This is a genomic window from Alkalisalibacterium limincola, assembly GCF_008017755.1.
Classification (GTDB): Bacteria; Pseudomonadota; Gammaproteobacteria; order Xanthomonadales; family Xanthomonadaceae; genus Alkalisalibacterium; species Alkalisalibacterium limincola.
This window is the reverse complement of record NZ_VRTS01000001.1, coordinates 239,033-260,807: the sequence shown is the minus strand read 5'-3', so window position 1 is coordinate 260,807 and position 21,775 is coordinate 239,033. Positions and strand designations below refer to the sequence as shown.

At 67.5% G+C, this 21,775-nt stretch carries 16 protein-coding genes, 2 tRNA genes and 4 pseudogenes; all 22 read left to right on the top strand.

Features of this window, described 5'->3' with window-relative positions; translation table 11 throughout:
• The first annotated feature begins 108 nt into the window (after window positions 1–108).
• The 22 genes and pseudogenes from FU658_RS01155 to nusA all read left to right on the top strand — a co-directional run bounded on the left by FU658_RS01155 (window position 109) and on the right by nusA (window position 21,774).
• Window positions 109–714 (top strand): methylamine utilization protein, encoded by a 606-nt coding sequence (locus FU658_RS01155; protein WP_147890424.1) that lies wholly within the window; start codon window positions 109–111, stop codon window positions 712–714.
• The gene (locus FU658_RS01150; RefSeq protein ID WP_147890423.1) at window positions 711–3,074 is read left to right on the top strand and encodes a putative bifunctional diguanylate cyclase/phosphodiesterase; all 2,364 of its coding nucleotides are present in this window, start codon (window positions 711–713) and stop codon (window positions 3,072–3,074) included. The genes FU658_RS01155 and FU658_RS01150 overlap by 4 nt, the downstream gene beginning before the upstream one ends.
• Before the next feature lie 69 nt (window positions 3,075–3,143).
• Window positions 3,144–3,898 (top strand): annotated as a pseudogene (tpiA, locus tag FU658_RS01145) (triose-phosphate isomerase).
• A 10-nt stretch (window positions 3,899–3,908) separates the two neighbouring features.
• Window positions 3,909–4,361, top strand: a complete 453-nt coding sequence (secG, locus tag FU658_RS01140) for a preprotein translocase subunit SecG (RefSeq protein WP_147890422.1) — start codon at window positions 3,909–3,911, stop codon at window positions 4,359–4,361.
• Between the two features lie 54 nt (window positions 4,362–4,415).
• Window positions 4,416–4,501, top strand: a tRNA-Leu gene (locus tag FU658_RS01135).
• Window positions 4,502–4,584: 83 nt separating this feature from the next.
• A complete protein-coding gene (locus tag FU658_RS01130; RefSeq protein ID WP_147890421.1) occupies window positions 4,585–4,941 on the top strand; it encodes an NADH-quinone oxidoreductase subunit A in 357 nt (118 codons plus the stop codon).
• On the top strand, window positions 4,932–5,474 hold the full coding sequence (locus FU658_RS01125; RefSeq protein ID WP_147890420.1) for a NuoB/complex I 20 kDa subunit family protein: 543 nt from the start codon (window positions 4,932–4,934) through the stop codon (window positions 5,472–5,474). Before FU658_RS01130 ends, FU658_RS01125 begins: the two co-directional genes overlap by 10 nt.
• Before the next feature lie 44 nt (window positions 5,475–5,518).
• On the top strand, window positions 5,519–6,253 hold the full coding sequence (locus tag FU658_RS01120; protein WP_147890419.1) for an NADH-quinone oxidoreductase subunit C: 735 nt from the start codon (window positions 5,519–5,521) through the stop codon (window positions 6,251–6,253).
• A 4-nt stretch (window positions 6,254–6,257) separates the two neighbouring features.
• A pseudogene (locus tag FU658_RS01115) lies at window positions 6,258–7,516 on the top strand (NADH-quinone oxidoreductase subunit D).
• Window positions 7,513–8,076, top strand: coding sequence for an NADH-quinone oxidoreductase subunit NuoE (nuoE, locus tag FU658_RS01110; RefSeq protein WP_147890418.1), 564 nt, complete (start codon window positions 7,513–7,515; stop codon window positions 8,074–8,076). Before FU658_RS01115 ends, nuoE begins: the two are co-directional and overlap by 4 nt.
• Window positions 8,077–8,133: 57 nt before the next feature.
• Window positions 8,134–9,450 (top strand): NADH-quinone oxidoreductase subunit NuoF, encoded by a 1,317-nt coding sequence (nuoF, locus tag FU658_RS01105; RefSeq protein ID WP_147890417.1) that lies wholly within the window; start codon window positions 8,134–8,136, stop codon window positions 9,448–9,450.
• Window positions 9,447–11,699, top strand: coding sequence for an NADH-quinone oxidoreductase subunit NuoG (gene nuoG / locus FU658_RS01100; RefSeq protein WP_147890416.1), 2,253 nt, complete (start codon window positions 9,447–9,449; stop codon window positions 11,697–11,699). The genes nuoF and nuoG overlap by 4 nt, the downstream gene beginning before the upstream one ends.
• 98 nt (window positions 11,700–11,797) lie before the next feature.
• Window positions 11,798–12,783 (top strand): annotated as a pseudogene (gene nuoH / locus FU658_RS01095) (NADH-quinone oxidoreductase subunit NuoH).
• Window positions 12,784–12,793: 10 nt separating this feature from the next.
• A complete protein-coding gene (gene nuoI / locus FU658_RS01090) occupies window positions 12,794–13,282 on the top strand; it encodes an NADH-quinone oxidoreductase subunit NuoI (RefSeq protein WP_147890415.1) in 489 nt (162 codons plus the stop codon).
• Window positions 13,283–13,294: 12 nt separating this feature from the next.
• Window positions 13,295–13,914: pseudogene (locus tag FU658_RS01085) on the top strand (NADH-quinone oxidoreductase subunit J).
• A complete protein-coding gene (nuoK, locus tag FU658_RS01080; protein ID WP_147890414.1) occupies window positions 13,911–14,216 on the top strand; it encodes an NADH-quinone oxidoreductase subunit NuoK in 306 nt (101 codons plus the stop codon). Before FU658_RS01085 ends, nuoK begins: the two are co-directional and overlap by 4 nt.
• 4 nt (window positions 14,217–14,220) lie before the next feature.
• The gene (nuoL, locus tag FU658_RS01075; protein WP_147890413.1) at window positions 14,221–16,308 is read left to right on the top strand and encodes an NADH-quinone oxidoreductase subunit L; all 2,088 of its coding nucleotides are present in this window, start codon (window positions 14,221–14,223) and stop codon (window positions 16,306–16,308) included.
• Between the two features lie 34 nt (window positions 16,309–16,342).
• Entirely contained in the window at window positions 16,343–17,860 is a 1,518-nt protein-coding gene (locus FU658_RS01070; RefSeq protein ID WP_147890412.1) for an NADH-quinone oxidoreductase subunit M, read from the top strand.
• A 3-nt stretch (window positions 17,861–17,863) separates the two neighbouring features.
• A complete protein-coding gene (gene nuoN / locus FU658_RS01065) occupies window positions 17,864–19,291 on the top strand; it encodes an NADH-quinone oxidoreductase subunit NuoN (RefSeq protein WP_321167719.1) in 1,428 nt (475 codons plus the stop codon).
• Window positions 19,292–19,422: 131 nt separating this feature from the next.
• Window positions 19,423–19,499 (top strand) — tRNA-Met (locus FU658_RS01060).
• 191 nt (window positions 19,500–19,690) lie between these two features.
• Window positions 19,691–20,236 (top strand): ribosome maturation factor RimP, encoded by a 546-nt coding sequence (rimP, locus tag FU658_RS01055; RefSeq protein ID WP_147890411.1) that lies wholly within the window; start codon window positions 19,691–19,693, stop codon window positions 20,234–20,236.
• A gap of 29 nt (window positions 20,237–20,265) precedes the next feature.
• Window positions 20,266–21,774 (top strand): transcription termination factor NusA, encoded by a 1,509-nt coding sequence (gene nusA, locus FU658_RS01050; protein WP_147890410.1) that lies wholly within the window; start codon window positions 20,266–20,268, stop codon window positions 21,772–21,774.
• Window position 21,775: the final 1 nt, after the last annotated feature.

Here is a 21,775-nt window from a genome sequence, read left to right as displayed (position 1 = left end):
TTGAGCAGGACTGGCAGTCGCGTGTAGGTGGGGCATTGGGGGTGTTTCGGGATGGTGCGCTGGGGTTTCGTTGCAGGCTTGGTCCTGGCGTTGGCAAGTGCGCCGACCGTGGCGCAGCCGCGCCTGGACGTGCAGGTGCTGGATGGCGCGGGCCTGCCCCTGGCCGGTGCCGTGGTCAGCCTGCATGGTCGCGAGGGTGGCGCGGACGGTCCCCCGGCGGCGGTGCCGATCGTCGACGCCGTGATCGAGCAGGTGAGGGGGGAGTTCAATCCGCAGGTCCTCGTGGTCACCACGGGCACGCCGGTGCGCTTTCCCAACCTCGACCGCATCCGCCACCACGTCTACTCGTTTTCCCCCGCCAAGGTTTTCGAACTGCCGCTATACAGCGGCGAGGCCCATGAGCCGGTCGTTTTCGACGTCCCGGGCGTCGTGACGCTGGGCTGCAACATCCACGACTGGATGCTGGGCCACGTGGTGGTTCTCGATACCGCGGTGCATTCGATCAGCGATGGATCGGGTGCGGTTTCGCTCGAGGCACCCCGCGGCACGTGGCGCCTGCGTGTGTGGCATGCACGCCTTCCCGCGGGGGAGCCGCCGCTGGAGCGGGAAGTCACGCTGGAGGACGGCCCCACCCACGTCGAGGTGGCGCTGGAGCTGTCGCGACCCTTGCCGCGCGGGCGACCAGGCGCCACGGCGGACGGGGCGCGGCCGTGAGGCGCGGGGGGCGGCAGTGGCGCCTGCAGGACCGCATCGTCGCCTGGCTGGTCGGCCTCATCGTGGTCCTGCAGTTGCTGGTTTTCATCGCGGTGGACCTGTCCGTGAACCGCGCGGTGGCCAGTCAGCTGCGCCAGGAACTCGAGGTCGGTGCCCGGATCTGGGACCGCTACGTGTCCTCGCGCGGGGAGGCGCTGGTGGACTCCGCTGGTGTGCTGGCCGGCGACTTCGGCTTTCGCCGCGCCGTGGCCACGGGCGACGAGCCCACGATGCGCTCTGCCCTGGCCAACCATGTGCTTCGGCTCGGGGGCGACCTGGCCATCCTGCATTCGGTGCGCGGGGAGTGGCGCGCTGCGACCGGTGCGGCGGTGGAGGAATTGCAGGGCTCGGCGGAAATCGCCCGGCACGTGGAACGCGCCCGCATGGAGGGTCGTGCCACCGGGGTATTCGTGCTCGGCGGGCGCGCCCACCAGGTGGCCACCGTGCCGGTCATGGCGCCCGACGTGATCGGCTGGGTGAGCGTGGCGCAGCCCCTGGACGACGGCGCGTTGGCGGGTTTCCGGGAAATGACCGGGCTCGATGCGATGATCCGGCTGGCGGGTCGCGACGGGAGCCAGGACGGGTCCGTCGTGGCCTCCACCCTGGCTGGTGGGCCGGACGCGGCCGGGCGTTCCGGGGTGGATCCGGCCCGCATCGACGGCTTCGTCGTGCTGGCGAGGGACGTCGGTGCGGGGGGCGCCACCGGTGCCGGGCCCGGTCGGGAAGCAGCGCAGCTGGTCCTTCTCGCACCCACCGAAGCCGCGCTTGCGCCCTATCGGCGCCTGCAGGTCTGGATCCTGGCCCTGTCGCTGTCCGGTGCATTTCTGGCGGTGGTCGTGGCGGTTTTCGTCGCGGGCAGCGTCAGCCGGCCGGTTGCAGCGATGGCCACCGCGGCGCGACGGGTGGCCGGCGGAGATTTTTCCGCCCGCGTGACACCCCATGGAGGCCGCGAGGTGGTGGCCCTGGGCGATGCGTTCAACCGGATGCAGGAGGCGCTGGCCGCGCGCGAGTCGCGGATCCTGCACCAGGCCAGCCATGACGGTCTGACCGGACTTCCCAACCGGGTCAGTGCCGCGCGCCGGCTCGACGAGGAGATCGCGCGGGCCCGGGAAGGGCGGGGCGCGTGCAGCGTGCTGATGATCGACCTGGACCGGTTCAAGGAGATCAACGACACCCTCGGGCATGCGTTCGGCGATGCACTGCTGCTGGAGGTCGCGCGTCGCCTGAGGGCCGGTGTGCGCTCCGGGGACATGGTGGCCAGGCTGGGGGGGGACGAGTTCCTTGCGATCCTGCCCGGTTCCGGCCTGGAGGCCGCGCGCGAACTGGCGGTCCGCGTTTCCGCAGCGATCAAGGCACCCATGGAGCTGTCCGGCACCCAGGTCGCGATCGAGTCCAGCATTGGCCTGGCGGCCTTCCCGGACCACGCCGACGCCGCCGAGCCCCTGCTGCGGCGCGCCGACATGGCGATGTACCAGGCCAAGGGCGAGCACCTGCCCGTGTGCACCTACGAACCCGGGCGGGAGGAGTCGCACCTGAGGCAGCTCAAGCTCATGTCGGACCTGCGACGCGCCCAGGCCCGGGGGCAGTTGCGGCTGGTCTTCCAGCCCAAGTTGTCCCTGCCGGAGGGCCGGGTGTGCCACGCAGAGGCCCTGCTGCGGTGGAACCACCATGAGCTGGGGCCGATCGGACCGGACGAATTCATCCCGCTCGCCGAGCGCTCGGGGATCATCAACACGCTCAGCGACTTCGTCATCGATGGTGCGCTGGCCGCGTGCCGTGCCTGGCTCGACGCGGGGCTGGACCTCGGCGTGGCGATCAACCTGTCGGCCATCGATCTGCTCGACGACAAGCTGCCCGACGCCATCCTGGGCCACCTGCGGCGGCACCGCCTGCCGCCGCGGCACCTGATCGTGGAAGTGACCGAGTCGGCGGTGATGCGCGACATCGAGTACGCCGTGCGCGTCCTCGAGCGCCTGCGTGCCGCGGGCGTGCGCCTGGCCATCGATGACTTCGGCACCGGGCATTCCTCGCTGGCGCAGCTCAAGCGGCTGCCGGTGGACGAACTGAAGATCGACAAGAGCTTCGTCATGCGCCTGGTGGAGGGCAGCGATGACGATGTGATCGTGCGTTCGACCATCGAGATCGGCCACAACATGGGCCTGAGCGTGATCGCCGAGGGGGTCGAGACGGAGGCAGGGCTGGCGCTGCTCAAGCGCTACGGCTGCGACATGGCGCAGGGCTACCTGTTCAGCCCGCCGCTGGAATCCGCCGCGTTTGCCGGTTGGTGCAATCGCCATCGAGACGCCCTGGCCCAGGCCTGAGATCGGTCCGGGCTTTGCCCGCGGGCAGGGTCGCTATCCTAGGCGCCCCTTGTTCAGCCGGAGCGTGCGATGCGTCGCAGGATCGTCGCGGGAAACTGGAAGCAGAATGGTGACCGGGCGTCCGCCACGGCCTTGATGGACCAGCTGCTGGCAGGCCCGCTGCCGCAGGGCGTCGACGTGCTGGTGTGTCCGTCCATGCCCTACCTGGCGGGGCTGGTGTCGTCCCATGGTGGCCGCGGCATCCACTTCGGCGCGCAGGACGTCGGCGTCGACGCCAGTGGCGCGCATACCGGCGAGGTGGCGGCGGAGATGCTGGCCGACGTCGTGCGACCCATGTCCTGGTGGGCCACTCCGAGCGTCGCACCGACCAGCGCGAGGACAATGCCCTGGTGGCGCGCAAGTTCCAGGCCGCGCAGCGCGCCGGGTTGGTGCCGGTGCTGTGCGTGGGCGAGACGCTGGAGCAGCGCGAGGCCGCCCAGGCCGAGGCGGTGATCAGCGACCAGCTGCAGGCGGTGGTCGACCTGTGCGGGGTGGCGGCGTTCGCGAACGCCGTGGTGGCCTACGAGCCTGTCTGGGCGATCGGCACCGGCAAGACCGCCAGCCCGGAGCAGGCCCAGGAGATCCACGCCTTCATCCGTGGCGAAATCTCCCGGGGCGATGCTACAATCGCCGGCTTGCTGCCCATCCTGTACGGGGGCAGCGTGAAGCCCGCCAATGCTGCCGAGCTGTTTTCACGGCCCGACATCGATGGCGGCCTGATCGGGGGCGCGTCCCTCGTGGCCCAAGACTTCCTGGCCATCGTCGCTGCGGCGGCGCTGGACTGATGCGAAACCTATGATCCTTCAGATTGCCACCATCGCTTACCTCTTCATCGCCATCGGCATGACCGTGCTGATCCTGATGCAGCGCGGCTCGGGCGCCGGCGCGCGCGGCTTCGGCGGCGGTGGATCGGCCTCGGTCTTCGGTGCCAGTGGCTCGTCGAACTTCCTGTCGAAGGCGACGAAGTGGATGGCGATCGTGTTCTTCATCCTCAGCCTCGGCATGGCGATGTACGTCAGCCGTGGCGGGCGTCCGGCCGTCGAGCTGGACATGGGCGTGATGGGCAGCGTGCCCACCGCCGAGCAGTCGGTCCCGGCGGCGGGTGGCGACGTGCCGCGCGCCCCGGAAGTGCCGGCCGCGCCGGTGCCCGAGCCGGCCCCCGAGGCGGGCGAGGACGAAGTCGAGCCGGTCGAGGTCCCGCCGGTGCGGGAAGACGAACCGCAGCCCGAGGGTGATCCACGAGGCTGATTGACTGATACAATATGCGAGTTGTCCGCGAGCGTTTGCGGCAACCAACACATTGCCCAGGTGGCGGAATTGGTAGACGCACTACCTTGAGGTGGTAGCGGCCATTGGTCGTAGGGGTTCGAGTCCCCTCTTGGGCACCAAACATCAATGCGACGGGTCGCCGCCCCGGCCAGCGGGCGGTGGCACGCACGCGCCCCGGTTCCCGGGGCGGAGCGAGGGCCACGTGCTGGGCGAATACCTGCCGATCCTGCTGTTTCTCATCGTCGCCACCGGCATCGGCATCGCGCTGCTGGTGATCGGTTGGGCCCTCGGGCCCAAGCGCCCCAGCGCCGAGAAGCTCTCGCCGTACGAGTGCGGATTCGAAGCTTTCGAGGACGCGCGCACGCAGTTCGACGTGCGCTACTACCTCGTCGCGATCCTGTTCATCATCTTCGACCTTGAAATCGCCTTCCTGTTTCCGTGGGCGGTCGTGTTCAAGGACATCGGCGCACCGGCGATCGCCGCGATGGCCGTGTTCCTGGGCATCCTGGTCATCGGCTTCATCTACGAGTGGAAGAAGGGAGCGCTGGAATGGGAGTGAGTGAGTTCTTCCATAACCCGGTGCCGGTCGGTCGCGTGGATGACATCCTGCGTCCGGAAGGCGAGAACCCGCTGCTTGAGCGCGGCTTCGTCACGACCAGCGTCGACACGCTGGTGAACTGGGCTCGCACCGGCTCGATGTGGCCGATGACCTTCGGCCTGGCCTGCTGCGCGGTGGAGATGATGCACGCCGGCGCCGCGCGCCTGGACCTCGACCGCTACGGCGTCGTGTTCCGCCCGTCGCCGCGCCAGTCCGACGTGATGATCGTGGCAGGCACGCTGGTCAACAAGATGGCCCCGGCGCTGCGCAAGGTCTACGACCAGATGCCCGACCCGAAGTGGGTCATCTCGATGGGCAGCTGCGCCAACGGTGGCGGTTACTACCACTACTCGTATGCGGTGGTGCGCGGCTGCGACCGCGTGGTGCCCGTGGACGTGTACGTGCCGGGCTGCCCGCCGACGGCCGAAGCGCTGGTCTACGGCATCCTGCAGCTGCAGAAGAAGATCCGCCGAACCAACACCATCGCGCGCTGAGCTCCACGCCCACCCGCCCCGAACCAAAGGCACGCCAAGCCCCCATGGCCGAGCAAGCGAACACCTTCGAAGAGCGTCTGCGCGCCCGTTTCGGCGAGCGCGTCGAGCACGTGATGATCGCCAATGGCGAAACCACGCTGGTGGTGCGGCCGGGCGACTGGGTCGACGTGGCACGGGTGCTGCGCGACGACCCCGACTTCCACTTCGAGCAGCTCGTCGATCTGTGCGGCGTCGACTACCTGGGCTTTGGCCAGGTCGAGTGGGACACCGTCGACGTGACGTCGGAGGGCTTTTCCCGCGGCGTGGAGGGGCAGGGCCCGGGGCGCTTCGACTGGGCCGGGCGTCCGCGGCCGGGGCACGTCGAGCGGCGTTTCGCCGTCGTCGTCCACCTGTTGTCGATCCGCCACAACCGACGTCTGCGCCTGCGGGCGTTCTGCGAGGACGACGCGTTGCCGGTCATCGGCTCGCTCATCGACCTGTGGCCGGGCGTGAACTGGTTCGAGCGCGAGGCCTTCGACCTGTTCGGCATCCTCTTCGAGGGCCATCCGGACCTGCGTCGCATCCTCACCGACTACGGCTTCATCGGCCACCCGTTCCGCAAGGACTTCCCGCTGATCGGCAACGTGGAAGTGCGCTACGACGCCGAGAAGGGTCGCGTGGTGTACGAGCCGGTGTCGATCGAGCCGCGCGTGGGGGTGCCGCGCGTGGTGCGCCACGACTCGCGCCTGCAGCAGGCGGCCGCCGAGCAACCCGCCGGCGACAAGCGGACCAGGAGCTGAGGCCATGACCCAGGAAATCCGCAGCTACACGATGAACTTCGGCCCCCAGCATCCGGCCGCGCACGGCGTGCTGCGCCTGGTGCTGGAGATGGACGGCGAGGTGGTGCGTCGCGCCGACCCGCACGTGGGCCTGCTGCACCGCGCCACCGAGAAGCTGGCCGAGTCCAAGCCGTTCAACCAGTCGATCGGCTACATGGACCGCCTCGACTACGTCTCGATGATGTGCAACGAGCACGCCTACGTCATGGCGATCGAGCGCCTGCTGGGCGTCGAGGCACCGGAGCGTGCGCTGTGGATCCGCACGATGATGGACGAGGTGACCCGCATCCTGAACCACCTCATGTGGGTCGGCACCAACGGGCTCGACCTCGGCGCGATGGCGATCTTCCTTTACGCGTTCCGCGAGCGCGAAGAGCTAATGGACGTCTACGAGGCGGTGTCGGGTGCGCGCATGCACGCCACTTACTACCGTCCCGGCGGCGTGTACCGCGACCTGCCGGACCACATGCCGACCTACCGCGAGTCGCCGTGGCGCAAGAAGGGCAAGCAGCTCGATCGCGCCAATGCCTGGCGCGGCGGTTCGGTGCTGGACTTCATCGAGGCCTTCGCCGACGACTTCCCGTCCAAGGTCGACGAGTACGAAACGCTGCTGACCGAGAATCGCATCTGGAAGCAGCGCACCGTCGGCATCGGCGTGGTGCCCCCCGAGAAGGCGCTGGCCTGGGGCATGACCGGCCCGATGCTGCGTGGTTCCGGCGTGGCCTGGGACCTGCGCAAGAAGCAGCCCTACGCCAAGTACGCCGAGGTCGATTTCGACATCCCGGTCGGCGTCCAGGGCGACTGCTACGACCGCTACCTGGTGCGCATCGAGGAGATGCGGCAGTCGGTGCGCATCATCAAGCAGTGCGTTGCCTGGCTGCGGGCCAACCCCGGCCCGGTCATGAGCAAGAACTTCAAGGTGTCGCCGCCCTCCCGCGAGGAGATGAAGGACGACATGGAAGCGCTGATCCACCACTTCAAGCTCTTCACCGAGGGCTATTGCGTGCCCGAGGCGAGGCCTACGCCGCGGTCGAAGCCCCCAAGGGGGAATTCGGCTGCTACCTGGTCTCGGACGGTGCGAACAAGCCGTTCCGGGTGAAGCTGCGGGCCCCGGGCTTCGCCCACCTCTCGTCGATGGACGAGGTGGTCAAGGGCCACATGCTGTCCGACGTGGTGGCGATGATCGGCACCTACGACATCGTTTTCGGGGAGATCGACCGATGAAGGCGACCGGCAACTTCGAAGCGGTGCGCAACGTCGACCCGGTGCAGGCATTGAGCGAGAAGACCCGCAGCCACATCGACCACTGGGTGGCCAAGTTCCCGCCCGAGCGCAAGCGCGCGGCCGTCATCCAGGGCCTGTGGGCGGCGCAGGAGGAGAACGGCGGCTACCTGACCGACGAGCTGATGGCCGCCGTCGCGAAGTACCTCGACATCCCCCCGGTCTGGGCCTTCGAGGTGGCGACGTTCTACTCGATGCTGGAGACGCGCAAGGTCGGCCGCAACAACGTGGCGATCTGCACCAACATCAGCTGCTGGCTCAACGGCGCCGAGGACATCGTGCGCCACTGCGAGTCCAAGCTTGGCGTGAAGCTGGGCGAATCCACCGCCGACGGGCGCATCTACCTCAAGAACGAGGAGGAGTGCCTGGCCGCGTGCTGTGGCGCGCCGATGATGGTGGTGAACGGCCACTACCACGAGAACCTGACGCTGGAGAAGGTCGACGAGATCCTCGACGGCCTGTCCCCGGACGGCCCCACCCACGGCGACGACCCGCACCACTGACCCGTTACCCGGCCCGCGGCGCGAGAGCGCGCGGCCGAATGCAGGAGTTCGAGCAACATGGCTTATGGTCCGGCCCCAACCGAACACAGCGTCGTGCGCAACACGATGCACTTCGACCAGCCGTGGTCGTACGAGGCGTACCTGAAATCCGGCGGCTACCAGGCGCTGCGCAAGGTGCTCTCGGAGAAGGTGTCGCAGGAAGAAGTCATCGAGATGGTCAAGCAGTCCGGCCTGCGTGGCCGCGGCGGTGCGGGCTTCCCGACCGGCCTGAAGTGGAGCTTCATGCCGCGCAGTGCACCGGGCCAGAAGTACATCCTTTGCAACTCCGACGAATCCGAGCCGGGCACCTGCAAGGACCGCGACATCCTGCGCTACAACCCGCACTCGGTGCTCGAGGGCATGGCGATCGCCTGCTATGCGACCGGGGCGTCGGTGGCCTACAACTACATGCGCGGTGAGTTCCACCACGAGCCGTTCGAGCGCATGGAGCAGGCGCTCAAGGAAGCCTACGAGCACGGCTGGCTGGGTCGCGACATCCTCGGCAGCGGCGTGGACATCGACATCCACAACGCGCTCGGCGCCGGAGCCTACATCTGTGGCGAGGAAACCGCGCTGATGGAGTCGCTGGAGGGCAAGAAGGGCCAGCCGCGCTTCAAGCCGCCGTTCCCGGCCAATTTCGGCCTGTTCGGCCGCCCCACCACGATCAACAACACCGAGACCTACGCCTCGGTGCCGGCGATCGTGCGCAATGGTGCGGAATGGTTCCTCAGCCTGGGCAAGCCCAACAACGGCGGTGCGAAGGTGTTCTCGGTATCGGGGCACGTGGCGAAGCCGGGCAACTACGAGATCCGCCTCGGCACCCCGTTCTCCGAGCTGCTGGAGATGGCGGGCGGCATGCGCCCGGGTCGCACGCTCAAGGCGGTGATCCCGGGGGGTTCCTCGATGCCGGTGCTGCCGGCCGAGCTGATGATGGGCTGCACGATGGACTATGACTCGATCCAGAAGGCCGGTTCCGGCCTGGGCTCTGGCGCGGTCATCGTCATGGACGACAGCACCTGCATGGTGCGCGCCTGCCAGCGCATCGCACGCTTCTACTACGCCGAGAGCTGCGGCCAATGCACGCCGTGCCGCGAGGGCACCGGCTGGATGTACCGCATGCTCACGCGCATCGCCGAACACCGCGCCACCGTCGAGGACCTGGAGATGCTGCGGGCCTCCGCCGGCCAGATCGAGGGCCACACCATCTGTGCGTTCGGCGAAGCCGCCGCGTGGCCGGTGCAGGGCTTCCTGCGCCACTACTGGGACGAGTTCGAGTACGCGATCACCCACAAGCGCTTCCTGGTCGACGACCGCAAGCTGGAGCAGGCCGCATGAGCGCCCAGGTGAAGAACGACCAGGCCCCGGACCTGGTGAGCCTCGAGATCGACGGCCGCGAGATCCAGGCGCCGAAGGGCACGATGATCATCCAGGCCGCCGACCGGGCCGGCATCCCGGTGCCGCGCTTCTGCTACCACGAGAAGCTGCCGATCGCGGCGAATTGCCGCATGTGCATGGTCGACGTCGAGAAGATGCCCAAGCCCGCCCCGGCCTGCGCCACGCCGGTCATGGACGGCATGAAGATCTACACCCAGTCCAAGCGTGCGCTCGATGCCCAGCGCAACGTCATGGAGTTCCTGCTGATCAACCACCCGCTGGACTGCCCGATCTGCGACCAGGGCGGCGAGTGCGAGCTGCAGGACGTGTCGATGGGCTACGGCCGCTCGGTCTCGCGCTTCAACGAGCGCAAGCGCGTCGTGGCCGACGAGGACCTGGGCCCGCTGGTGGCCACCGAGATGACCCGCTGCATCCATTGCACCCGCTGCATCCGGGTGACGGCGGAAGTGGCCGGCACCCACGAGCTGGGCGGCATGCAGCGGGGCGAGAACCTGGTCATCGGCACCTACGACGGCAAGCCGCTGGAGAGCGAGCTGTCCGGCAACGTCATCGACGTGTGCCCGGTGGGGGCGCTGACCAACAAGGTGTTCCGTTTCAAGGCCCGTCCGTGGGAGCTCGTGGCGCGCGAGTCGCTGGGCTACCACGACGCACTGGGCTCGAACCTGTTCCTGCACACGCGCCGTGGCGACGTGCTGCGTACCGTTCCGCGCGACAACGAGGCGGTCAACGAGTGCTGGTTGTCCGACCGCGACCGCTATTCGCACCAGGGCCTGTATGCCGACGACCGCGCCCGGGTGCCGATGCTCAAGCGTGATGGCGTCTGGGAGCAGGTGGGCTGGGACGAGGCCCTGGCGGCGGCGGCAGAGGCCTTGCGCTCCGTCCCTGGCGATCAGCTGGGCGTGCTGGTGCATCCGGCCACCTCGAACGAGGAGGGTGCGTTGCTCAAGCGACTGGCCGACGGGCTGGGCAGCGGCAACATCGACCACCGCCTGCGCGTGGCCGATTTCACCGACGCCCCGGTGGCCGAGGCCTTCGGCATGCCGGTGGCCGACGTCGAGCAGGCCGACCTGGTGCTGCTGGTGGGCTGCAACCTGCGCCACGAGCTGCCGCTGGTCAGCCAGCGCGTGCTCAAGGCGACCAAGGCCGGTGCCGTGGTGCACGCCATCAACCCGGTCGAGTTCGACTTCCCCTACACCGTGGCCAGCACGCAGTGCGTGGCGCCGTCGGCACTCGCCGGTGCCGTGCAGGCCATGGCCGATGGCGAGGGCGACCTGAGCAAGGCGCTCGAGGCGGCCCGCAGCGCGGTCATCTTCGTCGGCGAGGTCGCCGAGGCCCATCCGCAGGCCAGCCGCATCCACGCGGCCGTGCGGGCGTTGGCCGCAGCCACCGGCGCACGGGTGAACCGCATCCCGCTGGGCGCGAACGCGATCGGCCTGGCCGGCGTCGACGTATTGCCCTCGGCCGCGAATGCCTCGCAGATGCTGGCCGACAAGCGCGGCGCCTACCTGCTCTACGGCATCGAACCCGGTGCCGACTTCGGCGACAACACCGCCGCCGCCAGGGCGCTGGGCGAGGCCCGCGTCGTGGCCTTCAGCCACTACGCCTGCACGTCCACCCGCGACCTGGCCGACGTGATCCTGCCGATCGGCCTGCTTCCAGAGATCGATGCCACGCTGGTCAATGTCGACGGCATCGCGCAGCGCACCCAGTCCGGCGGGAAGCTGCCGGGCGAGGCGAGGCCGGGCTGGCGCGTGCTGCGGGCGCTGGCCGACACGCTGGAACTCACCGGATTTGAATTCGCCGACATCGCCGGGCTGCGATCGACGGTTTCCTTCGCGCCGAAGTCCTCGGGCACCGACATGGCTTCCGCCGGATCCGCGGAAGGCGAGGGCCTCGAGCGCATCACCACGACCCCGATCTACCGCGGCGACGCGGTGCTGCGCCGCAGCGCCGCGCTCAACGCGCATCCGCTCACGCGTGGCGCGCGCGTGGTGCTGCATCCCGAGGACGCACCGTCCCATGGCCTGTCCGAAGGCGCGATCGCGAAGTTCGACGACGGCCGCGGCCGTGCCGCGCTGCCGGTTGCGCTCGACGCGCGCGTGGCGCGGGGCTGCGCCTGGATCGAATCCTCCTACGGGGCGACGGTGCCGATGGCGCCGGCCGGCCTGCTCAAGCTGGCGAGGGACTGAGCGTGTTCGAGCTTTTTGCACAGCCCATCGGCTGGACCCGGGAGTTCTTCCTGGCCTTCGGCACGTTCGGACTGCTGGTCTGGACGATCATCAAGATCATGGCCGTGGCCCTGCCGATCACGATCGCGGTCGCGTTCTTCGTGCTGTTCGAGCGCAAGGTGATCGGCTGGATGCACGTGCGCCACGGGCCGGCCTACATCGGCGGTGTGTTCGGCGTCGGCATCATCCAGACCTTCGCCGACGTGTTCAAGCTGCTGTTCAAGGAGGTCGTCACCCCGACCGCCTCGCACAAGTTCCTCTACCGCCTGGCCCCGATCATCACGCTCGCGCCCGCCCTGGCGGCCTGGGCCGTGGTGCCCTTCGAGGACGGCATCGCGCTGTCGAACGCCAATGCCGGGCTGCTGTACCTGCTGGCGATGACCTCGATGGGCGTGTACGGCATCATCCTGGCCGGCTGGGCGTCGAACTCGAAGTACGCCTTCCTCGGCGCGATGCGCTCGGCCGCCCAGGTGGTCAGCTACGAGATCGCGATGGGCTTCGCCCTGGTCGGCGTCATCGTCGCCGCCGCAGCCTCAACATCTCCAACATCGTCAACGCCCAGGCGGGCGGCAGCGGCCTGTTCGACTGGTTCTGGCTGCCGCTGTTCCCGCTGTTCGTCATCTACTTCATCTCCGGCGTGGCCGAGACCAACCGCGCGCCGTTCGACGTGGCCGAGGGCGAGTCGGAGATCGTGGCCGGGCACATGGTCGAGTATTCCGGGGGCGCGTTCGCGCTGTTCTTCCTGGCCGAATACGCGAACATGATCCTGATCAGCGTGCTGGCCGCGCTGCTGTTCCTGGGCGGCTGGCTGTCGCCGTTCCAGGGATGGACCGACACCTGGCTGGGGCAGCCCAACATCCTGTGGCTGCTGCTCAAGACGGTCTTCTTCGCATTCTGCTACGTGTGGTTCCGGGCTTCGTTCCCGCGCTACCGCTACGACCAGATCATGCGCCTGGGGTGGAAGGTGTTCATCCCGATCACGATCGTCTGGATCCTTGTCGCCGCCTGGGCCGTGCATGCGGGCTGGTTCGTGGCCGGGCAGTGAGGACATACGAATGAATCGCGTCATCGCCTACCTCAAGAGCCTGTTGCTGCTGGAACTGCTGGGCGGCCTGTGGCTGACCCTGAAGTACCAGTTCAAGCCCAAGTACACGGTGCACTACCCGTTCGAGAAGTTGCCGCAGTCGCCGCGCTTCCGCGGCCTGCACGCGCTGCGCCGCTATCCCAACGGCGAGGAGCGCTGCATCGCCTGCAAGCTGTGCGAGGCGGTGTGCCCGGCGCTGGCCATCACGATCGATTCGGAGATGCGCGAGGACGGCACGCGCCGCACCACGCGCTACGACATCGACCTGTTCAAGTGCATCTACTGCGGCTTCTGCGAGGAAAGCTGCCCGGTCGACTCGATCGTCGAGACGCACATCCACGAATACCACTTCGAGCACCGGGGCGAGAACATCGTCACCAAGCCACAGTTGCTGGCGATCGGTGACCGCTTCGAGGCCGAGATCGCCGAGCGCCGCGCCGCCGACGCGGCCTTCCGCTGACGGGAACCTCAGATGAGCTACGAACTTTTCCTCTTCTGGGTCTTCGCCACGGTCACCGTGGCCTCGGGCATCGCCGTGATCTCGGTGAAGAACCCGGTCTACGCCGTGTTGTGCCTGGTGCTGACCTTCTTCTCGACCGCCTGCCTGTGGCTGCTGCTGCAGGCGGAGTTCCTCGGCATCGTGCTGGTGCTGGTCTACGTCGGCGCGGTCATGGTGCTGTTCCTTTTCGTGGTGATGATGCTCGACATCAACACCACGCCGCTGCGCGAGGGTTTCGCGAAGTACTTCCCGGTGGGCCTGGTGGTGGCGCTGGTCATGGCTGCGGAGATGGTGCTGCTGCTGGCGCGGGGCCGCGGCTTCGGCGAGGGCATCCCGACGCCCGACCCGGCGGTGGACGTGGCCGGCGTGAGCAACATCGAGTGGGTCGGCATGGCGCTGTACACCGAGTACATCCTGCCCTTCGAGATCGCCGCGGTGATCCTGACCGTGGCGATCATCGCCGCGATCGTGCTGACGCTGCGCCGTCGTGGTGGGACCAAGCACCAGACCCGGCGCGCCAGGTCATGGTGCGCAAGGCCGACCGCATCCGGATCGTGAAGATGCCTTCCGAGGGCAAGGAGAAGTCGCAGTGATCACCCTCGGCCACTTCCTCACCCTGGGCGCGATCATGTTCTCGATCAGCGTCGCCGGCATCTTCATCAACCGAAAGAACGTCATCGTGCTGCTGATGGCGATCGAGCTGATGCTGCTGTCGGTGAACATCAACTTCGTCGCGTTCTCGCGCTTCCTCGGCGACGTCGACGGCCAGGTGTTCGTGTTCTTCATCCTGACCGTGGCCGCGGCCGAGGCCGCGATCGGCCTGGCGATCCTGGTCACGCTGTTCCGCCACCGGCGCACGATCAATGTCGCCGAGCTCGACGATCTGAAGGGTTGACGACATGTTGAGCCAGACCACCCTGCTGATCATCGCGCTGGCGCCGCTGCTGGGCGCCATCATCGCCGGCCTGTTCGGCCGCCAGGTCGGGCGCGCCGGCGCGCACACCGTCACCATCCTCGGCGTGGGCGTGAGCTGCGCGTTGTCGATCCAGGTCCTCTACCAGCTGGTGTGGGGCGGGGCGGCGGTGTTCAACGAGAACATCTACACCTGGTTCGAGGTCGGATCGATCTCGGCCCACGTCGGCTTCCTGGTCGACGAGCTGACCGCGATGATGATGGTCGTGGTCACTTTCGTGTCGCTGCTGGTGCACGTCTACACCATCGGCTACATGAAGGACGACCCGGGCTACCAGCGCTTCTTCAGCTACATCTCGCTGTTCACCTTCTCGATGCTGATGCTGGTGATGGCCAACAACTTCCTGCAGCTGTTCTTCGGCTGGGAGGCGGTGGGCCTGGTGTCCTACCTGCTGATCGGCTTCTGGTTCAAGAAGCCCAGCGCGATCTTCGCCAACCTCAAGGCCTTCCTGGTCAACCGCGTCGGCGACTTCGGCTTCCTGCTGGGCATCGGCGGCGTGCTGTTCTGGCTCGGCAGCCTGGACTACGCGACCGTGTTCGCGGCGGCGCCGGCGCTGGAGGGCGTGCAGTTCACGATCTGGCCCGGCATGGACTGGGAGATCATGACCTTCATCTGCATCTGCCTGTTCATCGGCGCGATGGGCAAGTCCGCCCAGGTGCCGCTGCACGTGTGGCTGCCGGACTCGATGGAGGGCCCGACGCCGATTTCTGCGCTGATCCATGCAGCGACCATGGTCACCGCCGGCATCTTCATGGTCGCGCGCATGAGCCCGCTGTTCGAGCTCAGTCCCACCGCACTGCTGTTCGTGCTGGTCATCGGTGCGACCACGGCCTTCTTCACCGGCCTGATCGGCATCGTGCAGAACGACATCAAGCGCGTGGTCGCGTATTCCACGCTGTCCCAGCTGGGCTACATGACCGTGGCGCTGGGCGTGTCGGCCTACGCCGGCGCGGTGTTCCACCTGATGACCCATGCCTTCTTCAAGGCGCTGCTGTTCCTGGCGGCCGGCTCGGTCATCATCGGCATGCACCACCAGCAGGACATGCTGCGCATGGGCGGCCTGCGCAAGTACATGCCGATCACCTACATCGCCACCGTCATCGGCACGCTGGCCCTGGTCGGCTTCCCGTTTCTGTCGGGCTACTACTCCAAGGACGTGATCATCGAGGCGGTGGCCGAGGTTGCTGGCAACGGGCCGATCCAGATGTACGCCTACATCGCGGTGCTGCTGGGCGTGTTCGTCACCAGCTTCTACAGCTTCCGGCTGCTTTACCTGACCTTCCACGGACGGGAGCGCTTCCGCGACGCCGAGGCGGAAACCCATGCCGGTGGACACGACGATGTCTCCGAAGGGGCGGCGCACGCCGAGGCCGAGGCGGGGCATGGCGCGCATGCGCATGACGACCACGGCCACGATGGCCACGGGGTGCATGAACCGCACGAGTCGCCCTGGGTGGTGACGCTGCCGCTGATCCTGCTGGCGATCCCGTCGATCGCGATCGGCTTCCTGACCGCAGGCCCGATGCTGTTCGGCGACTTCTTCGCCAACGCGGTCTTCGTGCGCGAGGCCAACGACACCATCGCGATGGTCGGCGAGCGGCTGTTCACCTCGGCGGTCGGCTTCGGCCTGCACTTCTACGCCTCGCCGGCGTTCTGGCTGGCATTCGCGGGCTTCGCGGTCGCCACCTACGTCTACCTGTTCAATCCGGCGCTGGCCACGAAGACCCGCAACGCGCTGCGCGTGCCGGTGAAGGTGCTGGAGAACAAGTACGGCTTCGACAAGCTGTGGGTCGAGGGCTTCGCCGGCGGCGGCATCAAGCTGGGCGAGCAGCTGTCGCGGCGGCTGGACGCGGGGCTCATCGATGGCGTCCTCGTCAACGGTTCGGCGGCGGTCGTGGACCGCATCGCGGCGATTTCCCGCCGCGTGCAGTCGGGCTACCTGTACCACTACGCCTTCGCGATGATCATCGGCCTGATCGTGATGCTGGGCTTCCTGATCCGGATGCTGGGTTGATGCCGGCACGCACTGAAATCCAAGGGAAAGAGTGATGTCCTCCTGGCCTCTCCTGAGCCTGCTGATCTGGGTGCCGATCATCGGTGGCCTGCTGACGCTCGCCTTCGGCAATTCACGCGCGACGCAGGCGAAGTGGTTCGCGCTGGCGGTGGCGCTGCTGACCTTCGTGCTCAGCGTGCCGCTGTACACCGGCTTCGACTTCGCCAACCCGGGCATGCAGTTCACCGAGCTGCGCGAGTGGATCCCGGCCTACGACATCTTCTATTCGCTGGGCGCGGATGGCATTTCCGTCGCGCTGATCATCCTGACCACGCTGACCACGGTGCTTGTGCTGATCGGCGCCTGGGGCTCGGTGAAGACGCGCGTGAGCCAGTACCTCGCCAGCTTCCTGGTGCTCGAGGGCATGATGGTCGGCGTGTTCAGCGCGATGGACGCGGTGCTGTTCTACGTGTTCTTCGAGGCCATGCTGATCCCGATGTTCATCATCATCGGCGTGTGGGGTGGCCCCAAGCGCGTGTACGCGTCGGTGAAGTTCTTCCTGTACACGTTCCTGGGCTCGGTCTTCATGCTGGTCGGCCTGGTCTACCTGTACATCAAGGGCGGCAGCTTCCAGCTGGCGGACCTGTACGCGCTGCCGTTGACCGGCACCGAGCAGATGTGGCTGTTCTTCGCGTTCCTGGCCGCGTTCGCGGTCAAGATCCCGATGTTCCCGGTGCACACCTGGTTGCCCGATGCGCACGTGGAGGCGCCCACCGGCGGCTCGGTGATCCTGGCGGCGATCATGCTCAAGATCGGCGGCTACGGCTTCCTGCGCTTCTCGCTGCCGATCACGCCGGACGCCGGCCATGAGTGGGCCTGGCTGGTCATCGCGCTGAGCCTGGTGGCGATCGTCTACATCGGCATGGTGGCGCTGGCCCAGCGCGACATGAAGAAGCTGATCGCCTATTCCTCGATCTCGCACATGGGCTTCGTGACGCTGGGCACCTTCATCGCGTTCATGCTGGTGCGCGGCGGCAACAGTGACGGCGCCGAGCTCGGCCTGCAGGGCGCGATGGTGCAGATGGTCAGCCACGGCTTCATCTCCGGCGCGATGTTCTCCTGCGTCGGCATCCTCTACGACCGCATGCACAGCCGCATGATCCGCGACTACGGCGGCGTGGCGAACACGATGCCGTGGTTCGCGGCATTGTTCGTGCTGTTCGCGATGGCCAATGCCGGCCTGCCGGGCACCTCGGGCTTCGTCGGCGAGTTCATGGTCATCCTGGCCGCGTTCCAGGCCAACCCCTGGCTGGCCTTCGGCGCGGCATTCACGCTGATCATCGGTGCGGCCTACACGCTGTGGCTGGTGAAGCGGGTGATCTTCGGCGAGGTCGCCAACCAGCACGTCGCCGAACTCACCGACATCAATGCCCGCGAGACCACCGTGCTGGTGGCCTTCGCCATCGGCGTGCTGCTGATCGGCCTGTGGCCGGCCCCCCTGATCGAACTGATGGACGGCTCGATCGGCCAGCTGGCTGCCCAGCTCGCCACGAGCAAGCTCCAAGGACCCTGACCGATGGACGTGACACGCGCCGACTTCATCCCGATCGTGCCGGAGCTGTTCCTGCTGGGCGCCACCTGCGCGATCCTGCTGATCGACCTGTTCCTGTCCGAGCAGCGCCGCGGGCTGATCCACTTCCTGTCGCTGGCCACGCTGGCCGCCACCGCGGTGCTGATCCTGCGCGCCTGGGGTGACCAGGGCGTGGCGGCCGAGGCGGCGTGGAGCGGCATGTTCCTGCGCGACAACGTCGGTGACGTGCTGAAGCTGGCGATCTGCCTGGTCAGCGCGGTGGTCTTCATCTACGCCAAGCCCTACCTGCGCGCGCGTGACCTGTTCAAGGGCGAGTTCTACACGCTGTGCCTGTTCTCGGTGCTGGGAATGATGCTGCTGGTTTCCGCGGGCAGCCTGATCACGGTCTACCTGGGCCTGGAGCTCATGGCGCTGTCGACCTACGCGCTGGTCGCCATGGACCGCGAGAACCGGCGCGCCACCGAGGCGGCGATGAAGTACTTCGTGCTCGGTGCGCTGGCTTCGGGAATGCTGCTGTACGGCATGTCGATGCTCTACGGCGCCACCGGCAGCCTCGACCTGGCCACGATCAGCCAGATGGCGGCGGAGGGCGGCGCGGGCGACCGGCGACTGCTGGTGCTCGGCGTGGTGTTCATGCTGGTCGGCATCGCGTTCAAGTTCGGCGCGGCGCCGTTCCACATGTGGCTGCCGGATGTCTACCATGGCGCCCCGACCGCGATGACGCTGTTCATCGGCTCGGCGCCGAAGCTGGCAGCGTTCGGCATGGCCTACCGCCTGCTGGAGGGCAGTGCCGGCAACCTCGGCGAGTTCTGGCAGATCATGGTGGCCTGGCTTGCCGTGCTGTCGCTGGTGATCGGCAACGTGCTGGCGCTGATGCAGACCAACCTCAAGCGCATGCTGGCCTATTCGACGATCAGCCACGTCGGCTTCCTGTTCCTGGGCCTGGCGCATGGCGGGCCGGAAGGCTATGCCGCGGCGATGTTCTACGCGATCAGCTATGCGCTGATGTCGGCGGCGGCCTTCGGCGCGATCATCCTGCTGTCGCGGCGCGGCTTCGAGGCCGAGGAGATCAGCGACTTCCGCGGCCTGAACCACAAGAACCCGTGGCATGCCGGCCTGGTGCTGATGATCATGGCCTCGATGGCGGGTGTGCCGCCGTTCCTGGGCTTCTGGGCCAAGCTGGCGGTGCTGCGCGCAGCGGTCGAGGCGAACATGGTGTGGCTGGCCATCGTCGCGGTCGTGTTCGCGGTGATCGGTGCGTTCTACTACCTGCGCGTGATCAAGGTGATGTACTTCGACGAGCCCGAGGACACGACGCAGGCCGACGACCGGCCCGCCGATGCGCACCTGCGCTGGGTGCTGTCGGCCACGCGCTGCTTCTGCTGGTGCTGGGCCTCGCGTGGAGCCCCCTGATGGAATGGTGCCAGCGCGCATTCGTCTGAAACACAGGCTGAACCGCTGCGATGATGCGCGCGGGCAGTGCTGTTTTCTTCGTTCAAACGCTTGCACGATCCAACGCCGATCCCTATACTGCGTAACTCAGCTGCGGGGTGGAGCAGTCTGGCAGCTCGTCGGGCTCATAACCCGAAGGTCGCAGGTTCAAATCCTGCCCCCGCTACCATGTTCTGGTGGTAAAAAGGCCTCACTCGTGAGGCCTTTTTGCTTCCGGGAATCCTGGCCGTCCCGGGCGAAGCCCGCCGGCAGTACCGGCGGAGTTTCACCGGATGGGGCCCAAGGGCCCTTTTTTATTGGTCCGCTGTGCGCGCATGCTTGTATCCGGGGCGCGCAGCGACACGAAGGGAGTCACGCGTCATGTCCAGCAAGAGCAGGGAACTCGTCGAGTTGCTCACGCCGGTCGTCGAGTCGGTCGGCCTGGAGCTGCTCGGCATCGAGTACGCGCCGTCGACGTCGGGTGCGATGTTGCGCATCTACATCGACGTGGCCGACCGGCAGGTCGGCATCGAGGATTGCGAGACGGTGAGCCGCGAGGTGTCGGCACTGATGGACGTGGAAGACCCGATCAGCACCGAATACACGCTGGAGGTCTCCTCGCCTGGGATCGACCGGCCGCTGTTCACGCCGGCGCAGTTCCAGCGCTTCGTGGGCGAGGAGGCGAAGGTGTCGTTGCGCTTGCCGCAGGACGGTCGCCGCCGGTTGCTCGGACGCATCGCGAAGGTGGATGGCGAGATGATCACCATCGCCGAAGAGAAGGGCGAGTTCGTCGTCGCCCACGAGAACATCGACAAGGCCCGGCTGGTGCCGGACCTGGTCGCCCTCGGCCTGGTCACGACCAAGCCGGGCAAGTCACCCCGTTCCGGAAAGGCTGCAAAGCCGGCCGGTGAACCCAAGAAAGCCTGAGGCGGGTCCCCCGCCGTGGAGCAGATGCCGTGAGCAAGGAACTTTTGCTGGTCGTGGATGCGGTCGCCAATGAGAAGGGCGTGCCGCGTGATGTGATCTTCGAAGCCATGGAAGCCGCGCTGGCCTCGGCGGCCAAGAAGCGCTATCCCGACCAGGACGTGTCGATCCGCGTGTCGATCGACCGCAAGGATGGCAGCTACGAGACCTTCCGCCGCTGGGAAGTGATCGAGGACGACATCATCAACGAGTCGCCCGAGCGCATGATCCGCATGATGGACGTGGTCGACGACAAGCCGGATGCGCAGGTCGGTGATTTCGTCGAGGAGCAGGTCGAGAACGCCGAGTTCGGCCGCATCGCCGCGCAGGCCGCCAAGCAGGTCATCGTGCAGCGCGTGCGCGAAGCCGAGCGCGCCCAGGTCGTCGAGGCCTGGCAGGACCGCATCGGCGAGCTGATCACCGGTATCGTCAAGCGGGTCGAGCGCGGCAACGTGTTCGTCGACCTGGGCGGCAATGCCGAAGGCTTCATCCCCAAGGACAAGGCGATCCCGCGCGACGTGCTGCGCCCGGGCGACCGGGTCCGTGGCTACCTGTTCGACGTGCGTTCCGAGATCCGTGGTCCGCAGCTCTTCATCAGCCGCGCCGCGCCGGAATTCATGATGGAGCTGTTCAAGCTGGAAGTGCCCGAGGTCGGCCAGGACCTGGTCGAGATCAAGGCCGCTGCCCGCGACCCGGGTGACCGCGCCAAGATCGCCGTGGTGGCCCACGACAGCCGCACCGATCCCATCGGCGCCTGCATCGGCATGCGCGGTTCGCGCGTGCAGGCGGTGTCCAACGAGCTCAACGGCGAGCGCGTGGACATCATCCAGTGGAGCGACAACCCGGCCCAGTTCGTCATCAACGCGATGGCGCCGGCCGAAGTGCAGTCGATCATCGTCGATGAAGAGAAGCACTCCATGGACATCGCCGTGGCCGAGGACAAGCTGGCCCAGGCGATCGGCAAGGGCGGCCAGAACGTGCGCCTGGCCAGCCGCCTGACGGGCTGGCAGCTCAACGTGATGACCCAGGACCAGGTGGTGGCGAAGTCGGAGGCCGAGCAGGCCGCCGCGACCCAGCTGTTCCAGGACAAGCTCGAAGTCGACGAGGAGATCGCCGGCATCCTGGTGGCCGAGGGTTTCTCGACCGTCGAGGAGATCGCCTACGTACCGGTGGGCGAGCTGCTGGCGGTGGAGGGCTTCGACGAGGACATCGTCGAGGAACTGCGTGCCCGTGCCCGCGATGCGCTGCTCACCGAGGCGCTCGCCGCCGAGGAGGAGATCGAGGAGCACAAGCCCGCAGCCGACCTGCTGGCACTCGACGGCATGGACGAATCCACCGCCTACGCCCTGGCGTCGCGCGGCATCATCACCGCCGACGACCTGGGTGAACTGGCCGCCGACGAGATCCTCGACATCGATGGCATGGACGAGGAGCGCGCCGCGCAACTCATCCTGGCGGCGCGTGCCGTGGAGATTGCCCGTCTCGAGGCCGAAGGCGGCTGAC